Here is a 24511-nt window from a genome sequence, read left to right on the forward strand (position 1 = left end):
CTAATATAAAAGAAGTAATATCATGAAACTGGAAACTGTCGATTATCTTGCTGACGACGCTGCTCAACAGTTCGTCACCTCACTGCGCGAAACAGGCTTTGGTGTCCTTAAAAACCACCCAATCCCACAAGAGCTGGTGGAGTCTATTTACAAAAACTGGTACGAGTTTTTCTGCTCTGAGCAAAAGAACGACTTCCACTTCAATGTTGAAACACAAGACGGTTATTTTCCACCATCAGTTTCTGAAGTCGCGAAAGGCCACTCAGTAAAAGATATTAAAGAGTACTTTCATGTATACCCTTGGGGACAAATGCCTGAGCAGCTAAAAGCGGAAATCATGGAGTACTATGACCGTGCTAACGCGTTTGCTCAAGAACTGCTTGGCTGGGTAGAAGAATACGCACCAAAAGAGGTACAAGAGAAGTTCTCTATCGCGTTGTCTGAAATGATCAACAACAGCGATAAAACACTTCTACGCGTTCTGCATTACCCACCAATGACGGGTGAAGAAGAACCAGGCGCAATTCGTGCGGCTGCTCATGAAGACATCAACCTTCTGACGGTACTGCCAGCAGCGAACGAGCCGGGTCTTCAGGTTAAGAGCAAAGAAGGTGATTGGCTAGATGTGCCATGTGACTTCGGTAACCTAATCATCAACATTGGTGACATGCTGCAAGAAGCATCGGGTGGTTACTTCCCATCGACGACTCATCGCGTTATCAACCCAACAGGCGGTCGCCAAGAAAAATCTCGTATTTCTTTGCCACTGTTCCTGCACCCAAAACCGGATACTGTGCTTTCTGAGCGTTACACCGCACACAGTTACTTGATGGAGCGTCTGAGAGAGCTGGGCGTAATTTAAGTTAACGAGATCCTCCTTCAAAAGGCTGACGGTTTATGACTGTCAGCCTTTTTGTGTTTATGGTACAAATTGACTAGCTTTAATAACAGGTACTTAAAACGGTTAGGGGATACATGGACGAACAATTTGATGTTTGCCACAACGGACAGCAATATATGGAAAATCCATTGTTGTGGCCGATTCTAGACATTCTCCGAAAACAACCTACAAACTGGAAGGTGCACACACTCGCGCAGGAGCTTGGTGAGCACGGTTACATTCCTCAATTAGATTCATCCCCAGATAAAGACTTGTTTAAACGTAACTTCTTACTGATGAACGCTCTTTATCAGCTACAAGAAACGTTATACCCAGACGGCTGGCTGCAAGTTGAAGCAATGAATATTGTCCTGATGTCGGCCATTGAAGCCTCTCGTCACAGTATCGATATCAATGATCCTCTAAGAGAGTATTACCTTGATTGGAAGAACTACGAAGCGGATGAAGGTGAGGTACGTAGGCTGCTTAATGAATTCTGGAGCCGATACCAACGTTATATCGGTGGAAGCTCATCTTCTGATTTAGACCGCGCCAAGGCGCTGAGTTTATTTGAGTTAAGTGCTGATGCGACTAAAGCAGAAATCCGAAAGCAGTGGCGCAAACTCGCGCTACGTTGGCATCCAGACAGAGATAATGGGGATTCAGAACGCTTTCGGGTTTTATGCGATGCATGGAATGTTTTACGTAACGGATGATAGGTTTTGCGTGACGACGTAACAAATTGAGCTTATTGGTGATACTCCCCAATCTAATTCAAACAAAAAAGGCAGCGTTCTATCGCTGCCTTTTTGCTATTCGTGTGGTTCAGTATTAACGAGAAGGTTTGAACTGAGACTTACGCATGCGGTTCAGTGCCGCCATGACATCTAATGTACGTGGTTTCGCTAGGTCACCTTGTTTCGGCAGTGTTGCGTACCATTCGCCAGATAGCATGTCTTCAATTTCTTTCGCTGGGTGGTTACACCAACCAGGAAGTTGCGCGATTTGGAACCATAGCCAACCGATGGTGTTGACTTCATCTGCGGACTCCAGCTGCTCAAGTGCGCTTAGGTCTGCAAACTCTTTACCGAAGCGAAGAGAGTCTTTGCCTTTTGCATTCACGCGGAACTTACCATCTGTCAGAATGTTCATCAGTGCTACACGGTTCAGCGCGCGAGGACGGAACGTTTGTAGGCTCTCTTCTGATTCGTTATGACGCTGAGTAGGGTGCTGAGCGATAACCTCTTTGGCTTTTTCTGTTACATCAACCGCTTGGTAGTCGTGCATTTGGATAACCGTATCCGCAACGTCTAGGTAGTCACCAGAGCCACCCATAACGATGATGGTAGAGATTTCTAACTCGTCACGCAGTTGACCGATACGATCAACCAATGGAGTGATGGGTTCGTCGCCTTTTGCTACTAACGCCTGCATACGTTCGTCGCGAATCATAAAGTTAGTTGCTGACGTATCTTCATCGATAAGCAGTGAACTTGCGCCTGCTTCGATAGACTCTTGTAGCCAAGCCGCTTGAGAAGTTGAACCCGACGCGTCTTGCGTAGAGAAATCCGCCGTGTCTTTACCCATTGGCAAGTGGTTGATGTAGTTCGATAGGTTCAAGTGATGAACACAGCGACCATCTTCCGCACGGATCTTCATCGCATTCGCATCTGTTACGATGTATTCACGACCATCGCCAGGAATGTGATCGTAGATAGAACGTTCTACCGCATTCAGTAGCGTTGATTTACCGTGGAAACCGCCACCAACAATCAGCGTTATGCCTTTTGGAATGCCCAAACCGGTTACATAGCCTTTGTTTGGTGCGTGCAGAGTGACCTGAAGTGATTCTGGCGCTTTAAATTCGACCGCATCTTTCATCGGAAGATCGCAGTTACCGGCAATACGTGGAAGAACGCTACCATTCGCAACGAAAGCGACAAGATTATTTGCTTCTAATTGTTCACGCAGTGACGCTTGATCTTCCACCACTTTACAGTGCTCAATCAACGCATCTTTGTTCAGCTCACGCTCCAACGTTGCGCGACGAATAAACTTCGGCAAGTAGAACGTCAAAATGTTGTTCGCTTTCTTACCAAGAACAGAGCGACCTTCAGCTGGCAAATTCACGCGGAAGCGAAGCTCAATGCCTTCTTCAGTGAAAAGCACCGCAGTGTTATCTAGAACGGTTTGACCGCTTAGAGAGATAGAAACGGCGTTCTCTTGTTTTGCAAACTCATCAAAACTGCGAGCAATAAAGTCACGAGCCGCGCGTTGGAATGCAGGGGATTCGTCTTTAAGCCATTCAAGACCAGTCAAAGACCACGCGCGAGTAGCACGTAGGCGAGAAGCAGATGCGTACGGGTCACCTTGTACGTAATCAATGTACAAGTCGAAATCACCAAAGTCGTACTGACCTTTGATTTGTTGGTATGCGCGATAGTTCTGCTTTTCGATTTTTTTAAGCGTGGCAGTCAACTGATCCATGAAGATAATGGCCTTTTTATTGGAAGCGGGCGGCGATTATAGAAACCACCGCCAGCAGAGTAAAGGAAATGCTTAGGAAGAATAGGTGTATTGTCCACCTAATAGGTTTTGATTAAACAAACTTTGTTCAAATTCATTGCAAGGCATTGGCTTACCGTACAAAAAGCCTTGTCCAATATCGCAGCCTTCACCAATCAAAAATTGCTCTTGTTGAGTGGACTCAATCCCTTCAATGACCACTTGAAGTTCCAGTTTTTTGGCGATGTGGATGATAGAACAGATGATGGCTTTGTCGTCGTCAGACTTTTCCATTTGCTGAACAAAGCTTTTATCAATTTTAATCGCATCAAACGGGTATTTTTTCAGATAACTGAAAGAGGCATAACCCGTCCCGAAGTCATCGAGTGACAATGTCACACCAAGTTCGTGTAGTTTATTCAATGTATTACGTGCAACAACCTCATCAGCAATGAGCGCGCTCTCGGTGACTTCCAGTTCGAGGAAGTGCGCGGGTAGGTGAAAGGTATCTAATAGGTGTTCAATTTGCTCTGCGAAGTTAACGTTTTGCAATTGGATAGGTGAGACATTCACGGCAATCTTAAAGTTATCCACCAGCTCAGACCATTGCTTAGCTTTATCTATTGCAGTACGAAGGACAAACGAACCGACCTCAAAGATTAAGCCATTTTGCTCGGCCATGTGAATTAGGGCCTCATTAGAGACATCGCCCAGTACCGGATGGCGCCAACGCAGTAGTGCTTCAGCACCAATCCATTTATGTGTATGTGGGAGGACTTTCGGTTGGAAGTACAGCATTAAGTCATCGTTACGAACTGCTTGCAGTAAGTAGCTCTCAAGTTGGTTGTGATTATTTAGCTCTTGGGATTGGCTTTCACAGAAATAGCTATAGGACTCTCCAGATTCTTTACACAGCAACATTGCATAACACGCGTTTTGCAGTAACTGTTTCGCGTAACTGTTTTTATGAGCTTGCACAACGCCCACATAAGAGTGAAGGTGGACTTCGTTGTCCTCAATACAAAAATTACCCAAACTGACATGATTAATGTCGTCGAGGAGGTGCTGTACTTTCGTTTCTATGTTTTCGCCGGTAACGATGATAACGACGTCGTTAGAGCTTGGTCTTCCTGTGACAAAATAGCTGGATTCGGTGTGGCCAAGGCGAAAGCGAAACTCTTTCAATACCTCGTCAAAGGCTTCGAAGCCGTATTTCGTTTGTATGCTTCGAGCGTTGCTAAAGCCCACGTTAATCACCACCAAAGAGTGTTGCTCAGTATCAATGCCATCTAAGGTTTGGTCTAACACTTGTTCGAGTGCTGCTCGATTCAAAAAGCCTGTGCCTTGATCGTGAGTTTGCTGATAACTGACTTGCTTCTCGGCGGCTTTACGCCGGTCTATCTCCCTTGTCAAAGAGTAACTAAGCTGAGCAAGGTCGGTAGTACGGGTCTCAACTCGGCTTTTAAGTTCGTTATTCAATCGGACAAGCTTATGTTGTTGAAAAACGACGGCAAGTTGCGCTTCGATAGACTCTTTGAAAGAGGCGAGAAGTTCTCGGTAGGTGTCGTTGTACTGGTTTTCTTTCGCATCCAACATGCAGATGGTGCCGAAGGTTTCTCCGTTCGGCCAATACAGCGGCAGCCCGCAATAAGAAATCATTCCGAGCTTGATGTCTGGGTTATCTTTCCAATTCTCGTCAACCAGCGCATTTGGGACCAATAGCTCACATTTGTTTTCAATAACATGTTCACAGTAAAGACCGTGTCCGAGCGTTTCTTTGTCGCCGACTTGGTAAGGGTTATTTTCGGTTTCACTGGAGGTGTTTACTTCGATGTAATCGGGGTGTATTCGCATGATCAGCGTGGTGGGTACATCGGCAATGCGGGCTAAGAGGTTGACGATATTTTGCCAACTTCTCCGCATCGATTCGGGTATCTCGTAATCTAGTGTTTGTAATGTACCCATAAAGGCAGTCCTTTCCCGTTGGTCCACATCCTGTGAACAAGCGTCATTTTTCTATTTGTTGTTAGATGAACTTGTTATTTAACCACTCGTTTAAATTAAGTATAGGGGGACGAGAACTTCAGACAAAAAAAAGTCCTGAAAACCTTTCAGGACTTTGAAATACTTGGCACTATCTCAGGAGTGAGACGCCAGAGTTGGGAGGCAGTTTACGGTTTCAATGCCTTAAGCGTTTTCATTGAGATGTCCTGAGTGTAATCGACACCTTCAAAGTTAAAACCATTCAGCTTCATAAATTCGTCTTTAAAGCCTTCATAATCGCCGATTTCGGCAAAGTTGTTCTCGTTCATTTGCTCTAACAAAGCCGACACTTCTTTTTGGACTTCAGGATCCAATTCAAGATCATCGATACGAATCAAACGTTCGCCATCGACAGGCACTTTTGGTTGGTCATAAAGCTTGGTCGTAAACAGACGTTGCATTTGCTCAATACAACGTTCGTGAGTGCCTTTTTCTTTCATCACACGATATAGCGCAAGAAGGTAAGGGCTGAGAGCAGGGATGAAAACACTCGCTTTAGTTACCAAGGCCTTACATACAGTGGCGTACGCTCCGCCACCAAAGTTTGCCATCTTGATATTTAATGAATGGCTGGTTTGGTGTAAATCTACTTTTGCGCGACCTAACGTGCCATCCAAGTAAATAGGGTGTGTTACTTCCGGCCCCATGTAGGAGAAGGCGATGGTTTTACAACCTTTGGCTACCGATTCTGAGTTGATCAGTGTGTCGATCCAACTTTCCCAGTCTTCACCGCCCATCACTTTAATCGTTGCTTCCGCTTCTTCTTCTGTCGCTGGAGCGAGCGTTGATTCAACCCACTGGTCGTTTTCAAGCATGATAGAAGCACCCGTCACCGATTCACCAATAGGTTTGATGACGCTGCGCCAGAACTCGTCGGATTCTGGTTTTGGACGAACACCTGTCGCCAAGCTGTAAATCACCAAATCTACTTCACCTTCGAAGTAGGTTTCAATCGCTTCAATCACTTGGTTACGAACAGTATCAGAAAAGGCGTCGCCTACGATGTTAACCGCAGTACGGCCATGATGAGTGGCTTCATCTTTAAAATAGATGTTGTTGTACCAACCTGCGCTGCCAACGCCCTTGTCTGATGGGCCGCGTTCAAAAGAGACGCCGATCGTGTCTGCTTCTGCACCGCCGAATGTAAGGGCGATGCGAGCGGCTAAGCCGAAACCTGAAGAGGCACCAATAATCAAAACGCGCTTGGGGCCATTTTTGATCTGTGGTGCCTGTTTTACGTATTCAATTTGCTCTTTGATGGAAGCGCGGCACCCATACGGGTGTGCCGAGCGAGCTACAACACCCTGAATTAACGGTTCTATTTGCATTGTTATTATCTAACCTTGGTGAATAAGATACCGGTTAGGGTAACGTAAAGTTAGGTAAAACTTATTGAGCTAGACCAGTAAAATTAGAGATGTTTAACCAATTCTTGAGCGACAAAGTCAGCAATGTAGGGTTGAGCTTCCGGTTTTGGGTGCAAGCCATCGTCCATCATCCATTCTGGTTTAATGATGACATGCTCTAAGAAGAACGGCATTAGTGCTACTTGCTGATGTTCTGCCAGTTTAGGGTAGATGTCGTAGAACATATCGCTGTAACGCTTACCATAATTTGGTGGAACGCGGATTTGCATCATGACGACATCCGCACCAGAATCTTTGATCATGGTAATCATTTTCGATAGGTTTGACGTAATAAGTTTAGGTGGGAAACCGCGTAGGCCATCGTTAGCGCCAAGCTCAATCAGAACCAAATCGGGCGTGTGTTGCTCAAGGAGAGAAGGTAACCGTGCAAGGCCATTGCCTGTGGTGTCACCAGAGATGCTACCGTTTACAACTTTTACATCTTGGCCATGTTCTAATAACGCGTCTGGGAGTAAGCTAGGCCAACTCTCCTCTATAGGCATTTGATAACCAGCGCTCAGGCTGTCGCCCAAAACAAGTAGCTTTTCGCTAGCATGTGCTGTAGCGGAAAGGCAGAAAAAGAGAACTAAGGAAAGTATACGAATCATGCAAACACCTGTACTTAACGCACCTATTGTTCAAGCGAATTTGGTTTCTAAACAAGTCTCTACTAATCAAGAACAATTAACAATCCTTAAAAATGTAAATGTTGACATTAGAAAGGGTGAAAGAATTGCCATCGTCGGCACATCTGGCGCGGGCAAATCTACACTAATGACACTTCTTGCCGGTTTGGACACACCAACGTCGGGTGAGATTACGTTGCTCGGTCATGAACTCTCCAAAATGGACGACGAAGCACGTGCAAAAATCCGCGCTGACTCGCTGGGCTTTGTGTTTCAGAGCTTCCTTCTTATCCCGAGCTTAACTGCTCTGCGCAACGTAACCCTGCCTTGCCTTCTACGTGGTGAGGCTGAAGACGATTCAAGGGCAAAGGATTTGCTGACTGCGGTAGGTCTAGAAAAGCGCTTAGATCATTTACCGAGTCAGCTTTCAGGCGGGGAACAACAAAGGGTTGCCCTTGCTCGTGCGTTCATGACTCAGCCAGAGTTATTGTTTGCAGACGAGCCAACAGGGAATTTGGACCACCAAACCGCCGAGAAAGTTATTGAGCTGCTTTTTGACTTGAATGAACAACACGGTACGACCTTAATCTTAGTTACGCATGACAGCCTTTTAGCCAGCCGTTGTGATCGAGTGTATCGAATGGAAGCCGGAGAATTGAAAGAGGAGGTGACATGTCCGTGATCTCTTCTAGTGAACAAGACTCGGCGCCAAGCAACCAAAAGGCGAAGCATTCTCCGAACAAAAGCCTAGTGCGTTGGAGCTTGGGGGAAATACGTCAAGGGAACCTGTGGCCGATCAGTGTCGCATTGATTTTGGTGATTGCCAGCATCTTCGCGCTCTCTGCTTTGGCCGAGCGAATGGAGCAGGTCATTGTAAAACAGGGCAAAGATGCATTAACCGCCGATGCTGTATTTGTTTCCGCTAACCCCATTCCTGATGCACTTATTGCTGCGACAGATAAACTAGAACGCTCAACCATGACGCGCTTTGCGACGATGGCATTCAGCGAGACAGGGATGCAGCTTATTTCCGTTCGAGCCGTTGATGAGCAATACCCATTGATGGGCGATCTGGTTCTCGACAGCAATTCGTCAGGCCATGTGAAGGGAAACCAACTTTGGCTAGACGAGCGCATTATGGCGCAGTTGGATGTGAATAAAGGTGACACTGTCACTATTGGCGATGCTGATTTCACGGTCTCTGGTGCTGTGTTGATGGAGCCAGGACTGAGCTTCAACCCTTTCCAACAAATGCCCTCGGCGTATATTCACCAAAGTGACGTTGAGAAAACGGGCGCCATTCAGGTCGGGAGCCGTGTTCAATATCGCCTGTTCATCAAAGGTGATGATACAACGCTGACTCAACTTCAAAACAGCACTGAACTCTCTCCGAGTGATCGCTGGCGCACGCAAGAAACGGCAAGTCGCAGTAATGAAGTGTTCGAGCGCACAACTCAATATCTTTCGTTAACAGTTGCGATCGTCATCATCATGGCGGCAACGACGTTGGTTTTGACTTGCCAAAGTTACGTAAACAGCCGAACTCAAACCATCGCGATGCTGAAAAGCTTGGGTGCAAGTCGTCGTTGGATTGAAAAATGGTTACTGATTCAAGTCACAATCTTGCTGGTGAGTGCGAGCATCGTTGGTCTGTTATTGGGTAGCGGCTTGGAATATTTGTTGCGAATTCCACTCAAAGATCTTCTCCCAAATCCACTTCCTAGTTACGGCGTCACTCCGATTTTAATCTCTGTTGTTTCAGCCGTTCTTATTACGGTACCAGCGCTTGGTATTCCTCTGCTTGGTCTAATAAAAACGCCTGCGTTAGAAGTGCTACAGCAAGGTTCCGGTAAGCGTTCTTGGAAGCGCATGTGGTTAGTTCTGGTCCCAGTGGTGCCATTGCTGATCCTATACGCAAATAACACGTTAGTGTGGATTGTGCTTGCAGGCATTGCTGCCTTGTTTGTTGTGCTTGCCGTCGTGAGTGTCATGCTTACCAAGTTGTTTGCTCGAATATCGACAAAGCCCGCGATGAAGCTCGCCTTAAGTCGAATTAACCGAACCCCAGTGACGAGTGGCTTGCAGTTCGGTGCCTTATCTCTGTCATTAATGTTGCTCTCTATTATTTGGCTTGTACGCAGCGATATCCTTGCTGATTGGGCGAGGACGCTGCCAGCGGATGCTCCCAACGTTTTCGCATTGAATATTGCAGACTATGAGCTCGATAGCTACCTTGAGACATTGGATAAAAATGGCGTGACAAGGTCACAGGCTTTCCCAATTATTCGTGGTCGACTTGCCGAAATTAACGATGTGAGTGTCAAAGAGATAAAATCTCAAGGTCAAGGTTCTGATGCAGTAAGCCGAGAGTTAAACCTAACATGGGGGGATGCGTTGCCAGAATACAATGAAATCCTGTCAGGCTCTTGGACGAACAAAGCAAGCGTGTCTGTCGAAGCACAAGTCGCGGACGAACTTGGTATTGAACTGGGTGACAAACTGCGTTTTGTGATTAACAGTCAGAACTTCGATGCTACCGTCGACAGCATTCGTCATGTCGAGTGGCGAGATATGAAGCCAAACTTTTACTTCATCTTCTCTTCAGATGTTATGGCAAGCTTACCGGGTTCTTATTTGATCAGCTATCGAATCGACGATGGTAACGACGCTCTGCTGACTTCAATGTCTCGGGCTCATCCTACGGTATCAGTACTCGATATTCGAACCATGGGCGACAAAATCCAACAACTTATCCAACAGATAGTATCAGCGATTACCATTCTGGCGCTTCTCGGTGTCGTTGCGGGTTTGTTGTTAATATTTACACTATTACGTTTGAGCTTATCTCAGCGTCAGGAAGAGATTCGACTCTATCGAACCCTCGGTTCCAGTAAGAAACGTATCAATACAACGCTGTGGGCTGAATATGGGATTATGGCGCTTGTCGCGAGTGGTGTTGCAGTCTTTGCCGCAGAAGCGTGTGTGGCAGCAGTAATGAAGTATGGTTTCCAACTTAGTCCACAGATTCACCCTGAATTGTGGATAGCTTTACCAGTAGCCACGTTCTCTGTGTTAGCACTCGTGGTAATGAGTCTTATAAAAAGATTGTTAACACCGGTAAACACTTAGTCTGCCGTTTTTCGCAGCAAGTGGAAGCGCTCCATGACACTTTTATTTTAGTTATCCACAAAAACGGTGGATAACTTTTGGGATAACTGAAGTGTTAGTAAAGTGGGGTGTTTCCGCAGGCTTTATGCCATGGGTGTTAGCGTTAAAATATTATTCACACAGGTAAAAAAAAGTGCTTTCCCTACAACCTCGTCAAGCACTTTTTTAGGAAATTTTTTGCTCTCAAAAGTAACTTTTTTCGTACACCGTGAACAAATGCAAACCCATGAACTTTTTGTGATTTTAATCATGCTCAAACCCGAGTAGAATCACACTAAGTAAAGATTTCTCCTTATAAAATTTTCAGTGAAGCAATGAAGTCTGAGTTTCCAAATCGTAAAGATAAACACATCGCTATTATCGGTGGTGGGGTTGCGGGTTCAACTGCAGCCATTCACTTTGCCGAGTTAGGTTTCAAAGTGTCCGTAATCGAAAAAGGCGTCTCTTTGGTCAATGGTCCTCCAATTTGTCATTTACATGCTGGTGGTAACCTTTATCGAGAGATTTCCGAGCAACAGTGCTTGGATCTTCTGACTCAGTCTATCGATACGATTCGTTTGTATCCGCATTCACTGAATGTCCGTCCTACCTTAATCGCGGTTCCACATTCTGATGGAGGAGATCCGGAAGCGTTGTTACCGCGTTTAGAAGTCATCAAATCGGCGTATCAGAAGCTCGTTCAACAAGCGCCTGATAACAAAGTGCTTGGTGAGCCCGATGAGTACTACAAGCTGTACTCGAAAGCTGAACTTCTTGCGCTGGCGCAGCAAACACAACCGCAAAGCCCAAAGAGCATCGATGAATGGTGCATTCCGTTTGCTCAACACGCAGATCTGGAAGCCCTTAAATATCCAGTCGTCGCAGTTCAGGAGTACGGATGGAGCGTGTTCAGATTAGCTGCGGTAGCGAATATGACGCTAGCTCAACTGCCTAATGTTGAGGTATTGACTCAAGCGGAACTTAAGCAAGCCCATTGGGATGGTTCACATTGGGCGCTCACATATCTTAAAGACGATAAGCATCAGCTTTTAAGCTGCGACTACCTAATCAATGCTTGCGGTTTTGAAACTGGTGCAGTGGATGACGCTATTGGCGTGAAACGCGAACGATTGGTTGAGTTTAAGGCGGCTTACGTTACGCGTTGGAATGAATGTACGCAGCAGTGGCCAGAAGTGATCTTCCATGGCCCTCGCGGTACCGACAAAGGCATGGCTCAATTAACGCCTTATGGTGACGGTTACTTCCAATTGCACGGTATGACAAAAGGCATCACATTATTTGATGACGGCTTGGTGGAGAGCTCTAACACTTCTGCACAGCCAGAGCTGCCGACTCGGTTGTTGTCTAAGATCCGAAATGGCTGGCGACAAGAAATCCTAGATGAGCGTACGGGCAATGCGATTAAGCATATGGCTCAGTTTATTCCGGATTACAAAAATGCCGTTAAGGGTGGCAAAGCGCTATTTGGAGCGCAACAAATCCCGGGAACCGATCCTGTATTGCGTGCCGCTGACGTCACATTTGAAGAGAATAACTACGCTCGAATCGAAGTCGTTAAGGCTTCTTCTACCTTACTTGCCGCACAAAAGATGGCAAAACATTGGTTTGGGGTTGAGCCTGAATCTAATGTTGAAACGCAACACCCAGTCACTGTGCATTGGAGTGAAAAAGAAGTAGAACAGTTTGCGATTAAACTGACGCAAGAACGCGGCTACCCTCAAGCACTAGCAGAGCGTTACGGCATGTAACGCTCACATTTGTTTTTCAATTTGGTGTGTTTCAATCTGGGCTCGGCTATCTTACTAATAACCAAAGAATTGAGCCCACTGGCACCACACATCTTGCAGACCTTGTCTGTCTCCGCGAACAAAACGCACTTCTTGTCCCGGTTTGGCTTGCGCTAATCGTGGTAAGTCAATTCTCGCCACACAGCCAAATTTAGGGTAACCACCGATGGTCTGGTGATCGTTCAATAATATGATGGGATTCCCGTCGTTAGGAACCTGAATAGAGCCAAGCGCAATACCTTCAGAAAGCACCCCTTCATAAGGCGGTTGTATCGCTTCGCCTTCAAGACGATAGCCCATGCGGTTTGAATTGGGGGAGATGGTAAAGCCAGTTGAATAAAAGTCATCAATCGATTGTTGAGCAAAATCTTCGTATTGATAGCCTTCGATTACCCTAAGCGTTAAGGGTAAGTTGTAATCAGGTTTGAATCGGAACGTCATCTGCCTCGATTTTGATGAGGGAAGTGTATGCGGTTCAAATCCAATCATATCTCCGGCTTTCAGCGGTTCGCCGTTTTGCGTTAGACCGCCCAACGACTCTCTTACGGCAGTGGATGTACTTCCTAAGTGTGTTTGCACATCAAAGCCACCTTTAACTGCTAAGTAAGCACGAAGACCATTCTTCGCGATACCAAACTTAAGTGTTTGGCCTTTACGTAGACAAAAGTCAGACCAATTGGCAATGGGCTCCCCATTAACCGTTGCATTAAGGTCACCACCACAAATCGCCATATGACAATCGGTTAGGGCTTTAAAGCTCGCATTGCCCAATGTAATTTCGATCACAGAGCAGTTAACGGGATTGCCTAGAAGATGGTTAGACCAACTGTAAGCGTAATCATCGACTGGTCCACTTTGAGTGATACCGATGTGTGCTAACCCGAAGCGACCGAAATCTTGAATCAAAGAGAGCGGGCCTGGCTTTTCTACCAATAAACCTACGAAGCTCATAAAACGCCTCCTAAATTCACAAATTCCTGCTTGGATATCGAACCAAACGTGACCTTGTCACCCACCTCGAATGGAATGAAGGGAGGGGTATCAGTGAATAGCGAAATTGGCGTGCGGCCTATGATATTCCACCCACCAGGGCTGTCTGCTGGATAGACTGCGGTTTTACTGTCTGCAATGGCAACACTGCCCGCAGGAACATGGGTTCGAGGTGTTTGATGCCTTGGCATTTGCAGCTTCTGAGTAACATCAGAGAGAAAAGCAAACCCAGGGGCAAACCCAATCGCCGAAACGGTATAAACCGGCTTAGTATGTAACTCAATGAGTTGATTCATCGATAATCCGTTTTGTTCGAAGCGCGCAAAATCCAGAGCGGTTTCTTGCGAATAATAAACGGGGATAGAAATATAGTTCGGTTGCTTGTTGGCCATTGACTGGACATCAAACCGGCTGACGATTTGATTGAGTTCCTGCAGAATCGTGGTTTCTTGAATTCTAAAGGGCAAGTAATCGATCAATATGGTTCGATAAGAAGGAACCACGTTCATAACAATAAGTTTGAGCTTATCGACAATCTGATGCGCTAATTCACCAATATGTTCGACAGTAATGGTGTCGTCGAATCGAATTAAGATGCTGCATTCAGAAATGGGAGAGATAGAAAACTGCCCTTGATTCATTAATTTCCTCCGGTGTAGAGACTTTGACGAATCTTTTGAACGAGAGCGATGGACTCGTCGTTATCCCCATGGACACAAATTGTGTCGGCTTCTAGAAGAATGTACCGACCAGAAGCGGTTTTTACCCGACCAGATTCTGCCAGCATTCTTACTTGTTCTAAAATGGCATGTTCGCTGTTTAGCACTGCATTAGGCTGAGTTCTTGGTGTGAGCATTCCATCATCTTGATAGAGACGATCGGCAAAGGCTTCAAACAGCAATGGCACATCGAAATCGTCAGCAATTTCGAGATACTTTTCGTTTTCTTGGGAGGCTAAAATCATCAACGGCACTTTAAACAGCGCCACAGCTTTGACGACAGCAAGAAAAACGCCATCACTTTGCATCATATCGTTGTACAGCGCACCATGGGGTTTGATATAGCCAATGTCTGTGTATTGCGCTTTGCACAAAGCTTGCAGAGCTCCGACTTGGTAAATCACCATATTAGTGATTTCGTCGTTGGTCATTTTTATGCTGCGACGCCCAAAACCTTGTAGGTCCGGGTAGCCTGGGTGAGCGCCGATTTCTACATCGTGCTGGTTGGCGAGGGTAATCGTATCGTGCATGACATTTGGGTCAGAAGCATGAAAACCACAAGCGATGTTTGCCATATCGACAAAAGGCATCACACGCTCATCTGCGCCCATTTTCCATGCGCCAAAGCTTTCACCCATGTCGCAATTTAGTGTCAGTTGCTGATTATTCAATGTCATACGTTTATAAAGTCCAAAGTATGCTTAAAAATGCAGGAAAATGCGTTTAAGTTCAGTGACTAACTTCATTTTTCGAGCAGAAGGTTATTGATAGAACGATGAAAAGATCATCAAGTTCTTTGAAATGATCCGAAGTTTCAAGAAATTCATGACTGATCAGTCTAATATCTGAGAATTTCAGGTTTATTTCATTGCATGTCGTGTTAATCTTATTTCTTCTTTTTGTGTGATAGTTTGCATAGCAATCCTTTTGGTCTTTTGATTGCTTTCTGCGACAGGAATATATATGTCATTACGAGCAAAGCTAATATGGCCGATTCTCGCTTTCATCACGGTCATCTTTGTTACATCTCAAAGTTACACGTCATACATTACTTATCAATCCGCGAAACATGAACTGGTTGATCAAACCAAGGTTCTCATCAACGATGTCTCTCATTCTATTAAAGATGCGCTCGCAACAAAGAACAAGCAACAAGCACAATTGATCTTGGCTGATTTCTTGGAGGAGCCAAACGTATCACGCGTCAAGCTTTACGACAAAGAGAATCAGTTATTTGCGATCTTTACTTTGGATGGTGCGACGCTCCCGTCGCCGACAGTGACAGAGCGTAGTCGTCTGCATGAGGTGGGTTACGCTCTTTCGGCGCACTTTCTTTATGTATTAGAACCTGTCATTCATGAAGGCAAGGTTGTCGGTACAATACGGGTCACTATTTCCCAGTTGCCTCTGATGGAAGTGAGAGACGCGCTTCTCCAAGATGGGCTGCTGTTCTTGGCGATTCTTTTGGTCGGTAGTGTTGTGTTTTACATTGGTGTAGAGCGCCGCGTGCTGCGACCAATCATTGAAGTTAATCGTGCGCTTCAGGACGTAGCAAATGGTCATCATCTTAGTGGCCGTATTGAGCATCGCGCGAAAGATGAAGTCGGTGAGTTGGTGTCTTCTTTTAACTTCATGCTCGATCGTCAACAAAGGTTGGAGAAACAACGTAAGCACAGCTTGGAAGTATTAGAGCGCCGTAAAGCCTTCGCTGAAGAAGTCGTGGACTCTATTCAAGACGCACTGATCGTGACTGACAATTTAGGGCGTGTAATACATTGCAATAGGGCGACCCATCGAATTTTTGAAAAGACCTACCATGGGATAGAAACCGCTAACATTTGTGATTTGATTCAGACTAAAACACCAAATGAGCTCAGACAAATTTTGAGTCGTGGCTTAGAGTGCGATGACATCCACCTTGAAAATAGGGAAGGCGAACAGCAACTGAGCCTAACGAGCCGACTTCTTAGCAAGCACGGCTACCTTTTATTCGTGATTCAAGACATCACTGAAATTGAAGAAGCAATGAATCGTCAGCGTGTCGCGGGGCGTGTGTTTGAGAGCAGCCAAGATGGACTAGTTGTACTGAATCATCAAGGCATCATTACCATGGTGAACCCCGCAGTGACCAAACTTGTTGGTTTGGATTCGGACCAATTAGTTGGTAAGCCATTCATAAAATCTATTCGCTGGCGCAAACTGCAAGCCATGATGCCAAGCATCCTCGAGTCGATCGATAACTATGGCATGTGGCAAGGGGAAGTCATTGAAAAGAATCATCTAGGTCAGCTCATCCCCATGTTCGCAAGAGTAAATCGTATCATTAAGAGCGAAGATCAAAATGCGTATGACATGGTGATTATTTTAACCGACCTCTCAAGTGCAAAAGAGATGGAGCGTTTAGAATACTTAGCTCATCACGATGCGTTGACAGGGCTGGCGAATCGTTCCAAGTTCCACCTAGAGCTTGAAGAATTAGTACAAAGATCAGGCTACCTACGTGACGAGTTTGCGGTACTTTATCTCGACTTGGACGGCTTTAAAGGTATCAACGATACTTATGGTCATGATGCGGGCGATGAAGTGCTCAAGATCGTTGCTAAACGTATGACTGGTGCGACGCGGCACAGCGATTTAATCGCACGTTTGTCTGGCGATGAGTTCGTAATGTTGGTTAATCCTGCCAATCAAAAAGTCGTAACACGAATCGCGGAACAGTTGCTTGAGACGATTTGTTCGCCAATTGAATACCGAGGCTCACTACTTAAAGTTGGCGTCAGTATTGGTGTGAAACTGGTTGGCGTAAATGAAAGAGATGCGACCAGAATTCTTAAGAGCGCGGATACTGCCATGTATCAAGCGAAGAAAGCAGGTAAAGGCCAAGCAATTTTAATGGGTTGCGAATCCCCAGATACAGTTTAAAAACGGGTTAGAAACCTTTAGACTAGCCCGATTCGCGTCAGAAGGAATGATAAAATGAAAGTACTTGTTACGGGTGGTATGGGCTACATTGGCAGCCACACTTGTATTCAAATGATCGAAGCTGGTATGACACCAGTGATTCTCGATAACCTTTACAACAGCAAACCAACCGTGCTTGAGCGCATTGAAAAAGTTTGCGGCGTAAAACCAGTATTCATTGAAGCTGACATTCGTGATAAAGCCGCGCTTGTCGATGCAATGAAAGCGCACAACATTGAAGCCGTTATCCACTTTGCTGGCCTTAAAGCGGTGGGTGAGTCTGTAGAAAAGCCACTGGAATACTACGACAACAACGTAAACGGTACGCTTGTTCTGGTTGATGCAATGCGCGAAGCAGGCGTTAAATCTATCGTATTTAGCTCTTCTGCAACGGTTTATGGTGATCCAGCTTCTGTGCCAATTATGGAAGATTTCCCAACAAGCGCGACAAACCCATACGGCCGCAGCAAGCTGATGGTAGAAGAGTGTTTGACTGACTTCCAAAAAGCAAACCCTGATTGGAGTATCACGCTGCTTCGTTACTTCAACCCAGTTGGCTCTCATCCAACGGGTGAGCTTGGTGAAGATCCACAAGGTATTCCAAATAACTTGATGCCATTCGTTTCTCAAGTTGCAGTGGGCCGTCGTGAATTCCTATCAGTATTTGGTAGTGATTACCCAACAAAAGACGGTACAGGCGTTCGTGACTACATCCATGTAATGGATCTTTCTGATGGTCACGTAGCGGCACTAGACAAAGTAGGTAACAAAGCAGGCCTTCATATTTACAACCTTGGTACAGGCAACGGTTACAGCGTACTAGAAATGGTAAAAGCGTTCGAAGCTGCATCTGGTAAAGAAGTTCCGTTTAAGCTGGTGGATCGTCGCCCTGGTGACATTGCTGAATGTTGGGCTGACCCTTCAAAAGCAGCTAACGAACTTGGTTGGAAAGCGGTTCGTACGCTTGAAGAGATGACAAGTGATACTTGGCGTTGGCAGTCAAATAACCCTCAAGGTTACCCAGACGCTTAAAATCTTAAGTTTTACACTTTATTAACAAAAGGACGCAGCTCTGCGCCTTTTTTGATCTAAATCGGAAAAATTCGTAAATTACTGGTTAAAAGGTAGCTTCAATAAATAGAAGTGCTAAACTATGTCCGACTCTTAATTTAGGTCGTAAATTTTCTCAAGACTATCGGGGTAGTTCATGGAACTTGGTCTAATCATCGCTTTCATCGTAGCTGCAGCAGTTATGGTGAAGAAAGAGATGGCAAAGCAGTAAGTTTTCATTTTTCATTCTTTTCTTAACATTTTTGAAATGAAAACGGATAAAAAAGCCAGCATAATGCTGGCTTTTTTGTGTTTGTAACACTTAGAACTCGTATTTGACACTAATGTTGTAGTTACGCTCTGCCTGCGTGATGTCACGGCTTAGCTCAGTTTCACCACGTACATCGTTCCACAAGTAGTACTCTTCATTGGTCAAGTTCATCACACCTGCACGAACGGTCAGGTCTTTCATTGGCTTGTAGTAAGCGGTTAGATCAACAACTGTCGCTGATGGTAGTGCAACTTGGTCTTTAGTTCCGCCATTATTACCATCTGAGTTGATATCACTGTCAGACTTCTTCGCAGTGTAGTTAACTTTTAAGCTTGTACCCCAAAGCGCGTTTGGCGAGTCGTAGTTAACCGCTGCCACAGCATTCCAAGGGTTGACACTATTAAGTGGGTTACCATTGCCATCTTCACCTTCAGTGTATGCAGCGGCTACGCGCGTTGTAACACCCTGCGGAAGGCTTGCAATCGCATGCCAATCAAGGCTGTTAGACAGTTCAACACCTTTTACGGTTGCTTCATTGATGTTGATGAATGTGTATTCTGTTAAGCCGCCATTACTTGTTGATGTTTGATCAATAAAATCCGTGAAATCGCTGTAGTAAAGCGCGAACTCGGTTGCCGATGCGGCTGTGTTATGACGGTAACCTAACTCGTAAGACAAGCTTTTTTCTGATTCTAGATCTGGGTTAGGGCGGTTGGTGTAACCATGGCCTGGGTTGTCATACGTGTAGTAAAGCTCATCAAATGACGGAGCTCGGAAACCTTGGCTTACTTGAGCGAATACAGTTCCTGGCTGAGACACTTTGTAAGTTGCACCTAGACGACCCGTAAACGCAGAGTCACTAAACTTCTTGAATGACTCGTCAGACGTATCTGATGGATCGGTAGAGAAGTAGTCGTAGCGAACACCCGGCGTTAAGATTAGCTTGTCGTTTAGCAACGCGATTTCGTCTTGAAGGAACAGGCCAAAGCTTTGTTCTTTCGCGTCTGGTGTGTAGACATAAACCTTGTCTGGAGTACTAGGATCAGAGTTAAACTCGCGGTTAGTATTGCTTATGTCACTATGTTTGTATGATAAACCGTACACGAGGTAGTGGTTTTGAATCTCTTTATCTAGCTGAGTTTCAAATTCAATTTTATCTTCCGTGTATTCGTAATCTTTCTTCTGCTGGTTATCACCGTTTGCTGGAACCCAAGGTGGGTGACCTGCGCTGGCTTCTTTAAATCGATTTGTTACGCCATTCTCTTCCTTACTGATCCAAGTTAGTTGAGAAGTGATGGTGTCAGAGATAGCTAAATCTGCGAACCAAATGTGTTTCAGACCTAGACGGTTTTGTTTGGTTGTGTCTTCAGCATTGAAGTTTTTGTAAGACGAACTCGCAATGTCTGAATCCGTTTGGTTGTAAATAACTTCGCCTAAAAACTCCAAACGGTGATCGTCATTAAGTTGCGACTGCAGTTTTACCAACAAATCGTTCTTGTAGTAATCTTGGTCTGTTACTGAATAATCGTCATAAGGGGCTTTTGCGAAATTTTGTAGTTCAGAGCCATCACGGCGTGTGTAAGCGACCAACGCTTCAACATTGTCAAACTGCTTTGCCAAAGCAACATGCTCACTAAATGAGTTGTCTTCAGAAGAGTAAGAGAGCTTAGCTTGACCACCGAAGTCTTTGCCATCTTTTAAGAAGTCACTTGGATCTTTGGTTTCAAATGCAACAACGCCACCAATAGCATCGCTACCATGCAAACTAGAAGCAGCACCTTTTACGATCTCAACGCTCTTTAGCATGTCTGGATCTACAGTAACCGCACTAGAGTTGATGAAAGAGTATGGGCCGCCATCGAAAACACCTGGTTGAGATGCACCATCCACCAAGATTTTCACTCGTTTACCTTCCATGCCACGAATGTTAATGCTTTGAACACCTTGGCGTTGAGTGCCATTCACCGTAACACCAGGGGTGTACTCGAATACATCATTGAGATCTTTTGCCATGTTCTCTTCGAGATCTTTCTCAGAAACAACGGCAACAGAAGCTGCTACAGTATCCATAGTTTGGTTTGTACGAGTTGCTGATACAACGACTTCATTAAATGTGGATGTATCTTCAGCGTAAGCACCTTGGGAGAGGGCGATAAGAATAGAGGCTGACAAAATTGATTTTTTATACATTGGCTTCAATACCTTAAATCCATAAGAGGCAATAACAACGTGCGGTATCTTATTAGATCTAAATGGTAATTACTATCATTCCAATTATTGTTTAATGTTAATTCTATAAGTCAAAATTTGTACTATAGGAAAGGTAGTCTTTAAATATCAATCTGTTATATTGGTTGAAGCTACATTTTTAATTTTTTCTCAAACACCACTACTGTGATAGCTATCACATAAATAGGAGTTTCTGTGCAGAGCCCAATCACTTTAGAAGCACTTCATATTCTTGATGCTATTGATAGAAGAGGAAGTTTTGCTGCTGCCGCGAACGAGTTAGATCGCGCGCCGTCGTCACTCAGTTATCAAATACAAAAGCTTGAACAAGACCTTGATATCAACATTTTTGACCGTTCAGGCCACAAAGCACATTTCACTGAAGCGGGAAAATTGATACTTGAACGTGGCAGGGCGATACTACAAGCAAGCGAAAAGCTCGTTAATGACGCCACCTTGCTCGCTAATGGGTGGGAGCTCGATATTACGGTCGCTTTTGATGGCATTATTCCCATTTCAAATTTCTTCCCAATGGTTGACGCGCTAGCCAACGTAAGTAGTACGCGGGTAAGACTGCAAGAAGAGATTCTTGCGGGGGGATGGGAGTCACTCAACACAGGCCGTGCAGATCTGCTCGTTTGTCCTCCGCTAGACACTTTACCTCAGGACGTAAAGGCCGAAAACATAGGTAAAATGAGCATGGTATGGGTGGCTGCATCCGATCACTATGTACATAAACGGAGTGGTGACTTCGATGATGCGGCGAGGGCGAAATACCGAGTGATTGCGATCGCGGATACGGCAAGAGAACAGCCGGCAATGTCGATTAATGTTATGCAGAAACAGCCAAGGCTCACCGTCACGAACTTTCCCGCGAAAGTGGAAGCACTGACTTCCGGATTGGGGATAGGCACTCTCCCAAACCAAATTGCTCAGCCTTTGATTGAAAGTGGCGCCTTAAAGCGAATCGAAGGTACGGACGATCAGCCGGTTGACATTATTCTTGCGTGGCGAAGAAACGCGATGGGTGAAGCGAAATCATGGTGCGTTCAATACTTAAAGAAGAATTGGAAATTAAAGTGATGCTGTAACTTTGTTCGATTTTTGCAAGACAAACAGTAAGTTCGCTCAACAAAGGGACGTGATTAAGCGTCCCTTTATTTATTTTCAATAAGTTATGCCGATCTTTCTCTTGATAGGACTCAATTAGTTGAGAGGAAGAATCATATCGGCAGTACCATCAGCGAACTGTACATCCAATTCAAAACCCAAACTTTGCGCGAGTGACAACATGCCTCGGTTGGTTGGCATTGTCATACCAGACATCTGCTTTGTGCCTTTCGCTTGGCAGTAAGTAATGATCTTTTGCATCAACACTTTGCCTAAACCTTTTCCTTTTAAATCTGAACGCACCAAAATGGCAAACTCTGCGTCGCTGTTGTCCGGAGTAATCAGAGCGCGCGCTACACCGATGATAGAAGGGCCGTTCTCATCAAATGCTACTGCAACAAACGCCATTTCTCGGTCGTAATCGATTTGAGTGAGATTCGCGAGCGCTTCATGGTTGAATTCGCCCACGTCAGAAAAGAATCGGTTGTACAGATCTTCTTTAGAGACACTATTAATGAACTCTGCGTGGATTGGCTCGTCTTCCGGCAAAATAGGACGAAGCAGAATAGGTTGGCCATCTCTCAATGTGACGGTTTCAACAAACTCGGCAGGGAAAGGACGAATCGCTAACCGTTCTTGCGCATCACCTTTGTATTGCTTCAATGTTACGTCGGCATCAATAATGGTTAAGTCATTACCAGATACGAGCACTGGATGTATATCCAGCCTTTCTATTTCTGGCAACTCAACCGCCATTTGAGAAATACGAACTAAGAACTTAGACAGTTCGGTGATGTCCAGCGCATCTTTATGTTTCTGTAATCGCACCTTACCAGATTTCAGCGCAATGACGATTAAGTAGCGCGCCAGGTTCATATTGAGTGGAGGCAGGGCTGCAACCGCATCTTGCGTGATATTCCAATCTGAACCACCTTGCCCAAGTAAGATCACCGGCCCGAATACCTTGTCCACCGCGATACTGACGCGCAACTCTTCGGCGCTACCAAGCTTCGCCATCCCTTGTACCAAAAGGCCTTGAAGATTCGCGGCAGGGTAACTGAGCTTCGCAGTGTCTAAGATCGCTTGTGCGGCACTCGAGACTTCTTGGCTGTTACGTAGGTTAAGTGCGACACCGTGTACATCCGATTTATGAGGTATATCAGGAGAGCGAAGTTTTACCGCCACCGGATAGCCGATGTTCTCTGCCATATGTACGGCTTCTGTGACTTCCGAAGCGATCCAAGTAGGGAGAATATGAAAACCAAACTGCTCAAATAATGGACTGGATTGGTGGGTATCTAGTGTTACTGTGTTTTTATCCAGTAATTGTTCGCGGGCCCACTCGCGCGCAGAATTCACACTACCAGAGTGTAATGGTTCCGCCGTCGTTGGTGTTTCCATCAGTTGTTTTTGGTTACGCCTGTACTCGACCAAGTGCATGTAAGCGACAACGGCACTCTCTGGCGTTCGGTAAGTAGGAATGCCAGCTTGAGTGAACGCAAGACGAGCTTCCCGAGAGGTTTGTTCGCCAGACCAATTAGTCAGAACATTAAAGTGTTTGTGTCTCGGATGGGCTTGAATAGCTTCAATTACCGCGTGGGCAGTTTCCAAAGAGTCAGACACAGCAGAAGGACTGTGCATGATCAAAATCGCATCGGCACAGTCATTATTCATGAGTGTATTTATCGTATCGACATAGCGCTTTTTAGTCGCATCGCCCGCAAGATCGATAGGGTTAACACCACGCCAGTTGGTTGGTAATACCGTGCTCAACTGCTCGGCAGATACCTCATCAAGTGAAGCAAGCTTACCGCCGCGTTCTAGCAACGTATCCACTGCCATAACAGCAGGTCCGCCACCGTTAGTGATGATCGCAAGACGTTCACCACGAAGTGGAACAGAATGGGTCAGAGTTTCTACAGCAGCAAACAATTCGTGGGTGTTACCTACGCGTAGCATACCGGTTCTTCGAATCGCCGAGTCATAAATCACATCCAACGAATCAACGTCTTGATCACCCAGTGTTCTAGCCTGAGTCGATTTACCGGCTTTCAAAACCAAAATGCGTCGGTTACGAGAGGCTGCACGAGCAGCAGACATGAAGCGGCGAGCATCTTTAATCGTATCCACGTAAAGAAGAATGGCCTCTGTTTTTGCATCCATACTTAAGTAATCGAGCAATTCAGCAAAATCGACATCTTGCCCTTGGCCAATAGAAATAAAAGAGGAGAAGCCGATATTCTTGTCATTCGCCCAATCTAATACCGTTGTGCAAACGGCTGCGGATTGAGAGATAAAGGCTATTTTGCCGGGTAACGCAGCAACAGGAGAAAACGAGCAATTGAAGTTATGCCAAGGGAGAATAACGCCAAGACTGTTTGGCCCAATGACTCGGATGTTTAAGTCAGCAACATCGATGTTTTCGGCATCGTCAGAAATAACAATCGCGAATTCTGTCCCTCGCTCATCCAGTTCTTTCAGTAACTTCTTATTGCGTGCCACATTAGTACAGAGGATGGCGATATCAGGGGTATAGGGCAGGGAAGCAATGTTTGGATAAGCAATAACACCAGACACCGATTTGTATTTTGGTGTCACGGGCATGATGGCCCCGCCAAAACCACTTTGAAGCAAATTACGCATTACAATTTGGCCTGCGCGCAGCGCTTTTTGAGATGCGCCAATCACAGCAACAGAATTCGGTTTGAAGAGTTTTTGTAGCTTATTCATTGTGACTCCTTTGCCATCGACGACGAGAACGGTCGG

At 45.4% G+C, this 24511-nt stretch carries 17 protein-coding genes; 8 read left to right on the forward strand and 9 right to left on the reverse strand.

Going from position 1 to position 24511, the window contains the following annotated elements; translation table 11 throughout:
• Window positions 1-22: 22 nt before the first annotated feature.
• Together GXP65_RS00405 and GXP65_RS00410 are read left to right on the forward strand one after the other, a co-directional pair.
• Window positions 23-862: a 2OG-Fe(II) oxygenase family protein gene (locus GXP65_RS00405; protein WP_012129391.1), complete on the forward strand. Its 840-nt coding sequence runs from the start codon at window positions 23-25 to the stop codon at window positions 860-862.
• Window positions 863-975: 113 nt separating this feature from the next.
• Entirely contained in the window at window positions 976-1596 is a 621-nt protein-coding gene (locus tag GXP65_RS00410) for a DNA-J related domain-containing protein (RefSeq protein WP_045373500.1), read from the forward strand.
• Between the two features lie 115 nt (window positions 1597-1711).
• On the opposite strand, the gene GXP65_RS00415 is transcribed toward GXP65_RS00410, so the two are convergent.
• From GXP65_RS00415 to tesA, 4 genes are all read right to left on the reverse strand, one after another.
• Window positions 1712-3367: an ABC-ATPase domain-containing protein gene (locus tag GXP65_RS00415; protein WP_162091698.1), complete on the reverse strand. Its 1656-nt coding sequence runs from the start codon at window positions 3365-3367 to the stop codon at window positions 1712-1714.
• A 72-nt stretch (window positions 3368-3439) separates the two neighbouring features.
• The gene (locus GXP65_RS00420) at window positions 3440-5350 is read right to left on the reverse strand and encodes an EAL domain-containing protein (RefSeq protein ID WP_162091699.1); all 1911 of its coding nucleotides are present in this window, start codon (window positions 5348-5350) and stop codon (window positions 3440-3442) included.
• 206 nt (window positions 5351-5556) lie between these two features.
• Window positions 5557-6756 (reverse strand): enoyl-ACP reductase FabV, encoded by a 1200-nt coding sequence (fabV, locus tag GXP65_RS00425; RefSeq protein ID WP_162091700.1) that lies wholly within the window; start codon window positions 6754-6756, stop codon window positions 5557-5559.
• An 83-nt stretch (window positions 6757-6839) separates the two neighbouring features.
• Window positions 6840-7442: a multifunctional acyl-CoA thioesterase I/protease I/lysophospholipase L1 gene (tesA, locus tag GXP65_RS00430; protein ID WP_038889230.1), complete on the reverse strand. Its 603-nt coding sequence runs from the start codon at window positions 7440-7442 to the stop codon at window positions 6840-6842.
• Here tesA and GXP65_RS00435 point away from each other — a divergent pair.
• From GXP65_RS00435 to GXP65_RS00445, 3 genes are all read left to right on the forward strand, one after another.
• Window positions 7441-8142, forward strand: coding sequence for an ABC transporter ATP-binding protein (locus GXP65_RS00435; RefSeq protein WP_005430709.1), 702 nt, complete (start codon window positions 7441-7443; stop codon window positions 8140-8142). The genes tesA and GXP65_RS00435 overlap by 2 nt on opposite strands.
• Complete coding sequence (locus GXP65_RS00440; protein WP_162091701.1) at window positions 8133-10589, forward strand: FtsX-like permease family protein; 2457 nt, start codon at window positions 8133-8135, stop codon at window positions 10587-10589. Before GXP65_RS00435 ends, GXP65_RS00440 begins: the two co-directional genes overlap by 10 nt.
• 353 nt (window positions 10590-10942) lie before the next feature.
• Window positions 10943-12376: an FAD-dependent oxidoreductase gene (locus GXP65_RS00445; protein ID WP_162091702.1), complete on the forward strand. Its 1434-nt coding sequence runs from the start codon at window positions 10943-10945 to the stop codon at window positions 12374-12376.
• 54 nt (window positions 12377-12430) lie between these two features.
• On the opposite strand, the gene GXP65_RS00450 is transcribed toward GXP65_RS00445, so the two are convergent.
• Genes GXP65_RS00450 through GXP65_RS00460 form a run of 3 tightly spaced genes read right to left on the reverse strand, consistent with a single transcriptional unit; the run spans window position 12431 to window position 14801 of the window.
• Complete coding sequence (locus tag GXP65_RS00450) at window positions 12431-13366, reverse strand: biotin-dependent carboxyltransferase family protein (protein WP_050917735.1); 936 nt, start codon at window positions 13364-13366, stop codon at window positions 12431-12433.
• Window positions 13363-14046 (reverse strand): carboxyltransferase domain-containing protein, encoded by a 684-nt coding sequence (locus GXP65_RS00455; protein WP_162091703.1) that lies wholly within the window; start codon window positions 14044-14046, stop codon window positions 13363-13365. Before GXP65_RS00455 ends, GXP65_RS00450 begins: the two co-directional genes overlap by 4 nt.
• A complete protein-coding gene (locus tag GXP65_RS00460) occupies window positions 14046-14801 on the reverse strand; it encodes a 5-oxoprolinase subunit PxpA (RefSeq protein WP_045373524.1) in 756 nt (251 codons plus the stop codon). Before GXP65_RS00460 ends, GXP65_RS00455 begins: the two co-directional genes overlap by 1 nt.
• Window positions 14802-15087: 286 nt before the next feature.
• On the opposite strand from GXP65_RS00460, the gene GXP65_RS00465 reads away from it, so the two are divergent.
• Both GXP65_RS00465 and galE read left to right on the forward strand, forming a co-directional pair.
• Complete coding sequence (locus tag GXP65_RS00465) at window positions 15088-17046, forward strand: diguanylate cyclase (protein WP_045373527.1); 1959 nt, start codon at window positions 15088-15090, stop codon at window positions 17044-17046.
• A 54-nt stretch (window positions 17047-17100) separates the two neighbouring features.
• A complete protein-coding gene (gene galE / locus GXP65_RS00470; RefSeq protein WP_005531327.1) occupies window positions 17101-18117 on the forward strand; it encodes a UDP-glucose 4-epimerase GalE in 1017 nt (338 codons plus the stop codon).
• A gap of 340 nt (window positions 18118-18457) precedes the next feature.
• On the opposite strand, the gene GXP65_RS00475 is transcribed toward galE, so the two are convergent.
• Window positions 18458-20596 (reverse strand): TonB-dependent hemoglobin/transferrin/lactoferrin family receptor, encoded by a 2139-nt coding sequence (locus GXP65_RS00475; RefSeq protein ID WP_045373531.1) that lies wholly within the window; start codon window positions 20594-20596, stop codon window positions 18458-18460.
• A gap of 234 nt (window positions 20597-20830) precedes the next feature.
• Here GXP65_RS00475 and GXP65_RS00480 point away from each other — a divergent pair, with 234 nt between their 5' ends.
• A complete protein-coding gene (locus GXP65_RS00480) occupies window positions 20831-21718 on the forward strand; it encodes a LysR family transcriptional regulator (RefSeq protein WP_162091704.1) in 888 nt (295 codons plus the stop codon).
• 123 nt (window positions 21719-21841) lie between these two features.
• Here the strand turns inward: GXP65_RS00480 and GXP65_RS00485 are convergent, their stop codons facing one another.
• Window positions 21842-24475: a bifunctional acetate--CoA ligase family protein/GNAT family N-acetyltransferase gene (locus GXP65_RS00485; protein WP_162091705.1), complete on the reverse strand. Its 2634-nt coding sequence runs from the start codon at window positions 24473-24475 to the stop codon at window positions 21842-21844.
• Window positions 24476-24511 lie beyond the last annotated feature (36 nt).

This window comes from Vibrio sp. LB10LO1 (assembly GCF_010092875.1).
In the GTDB taxonomy this organism is placed as follows: domain Bacteria; phylum Pseudomonadota; class Gammaproteobacteria; order Enterobacterales; family Vibrionaceae; genus Vibrio; species Vibrio campbellii.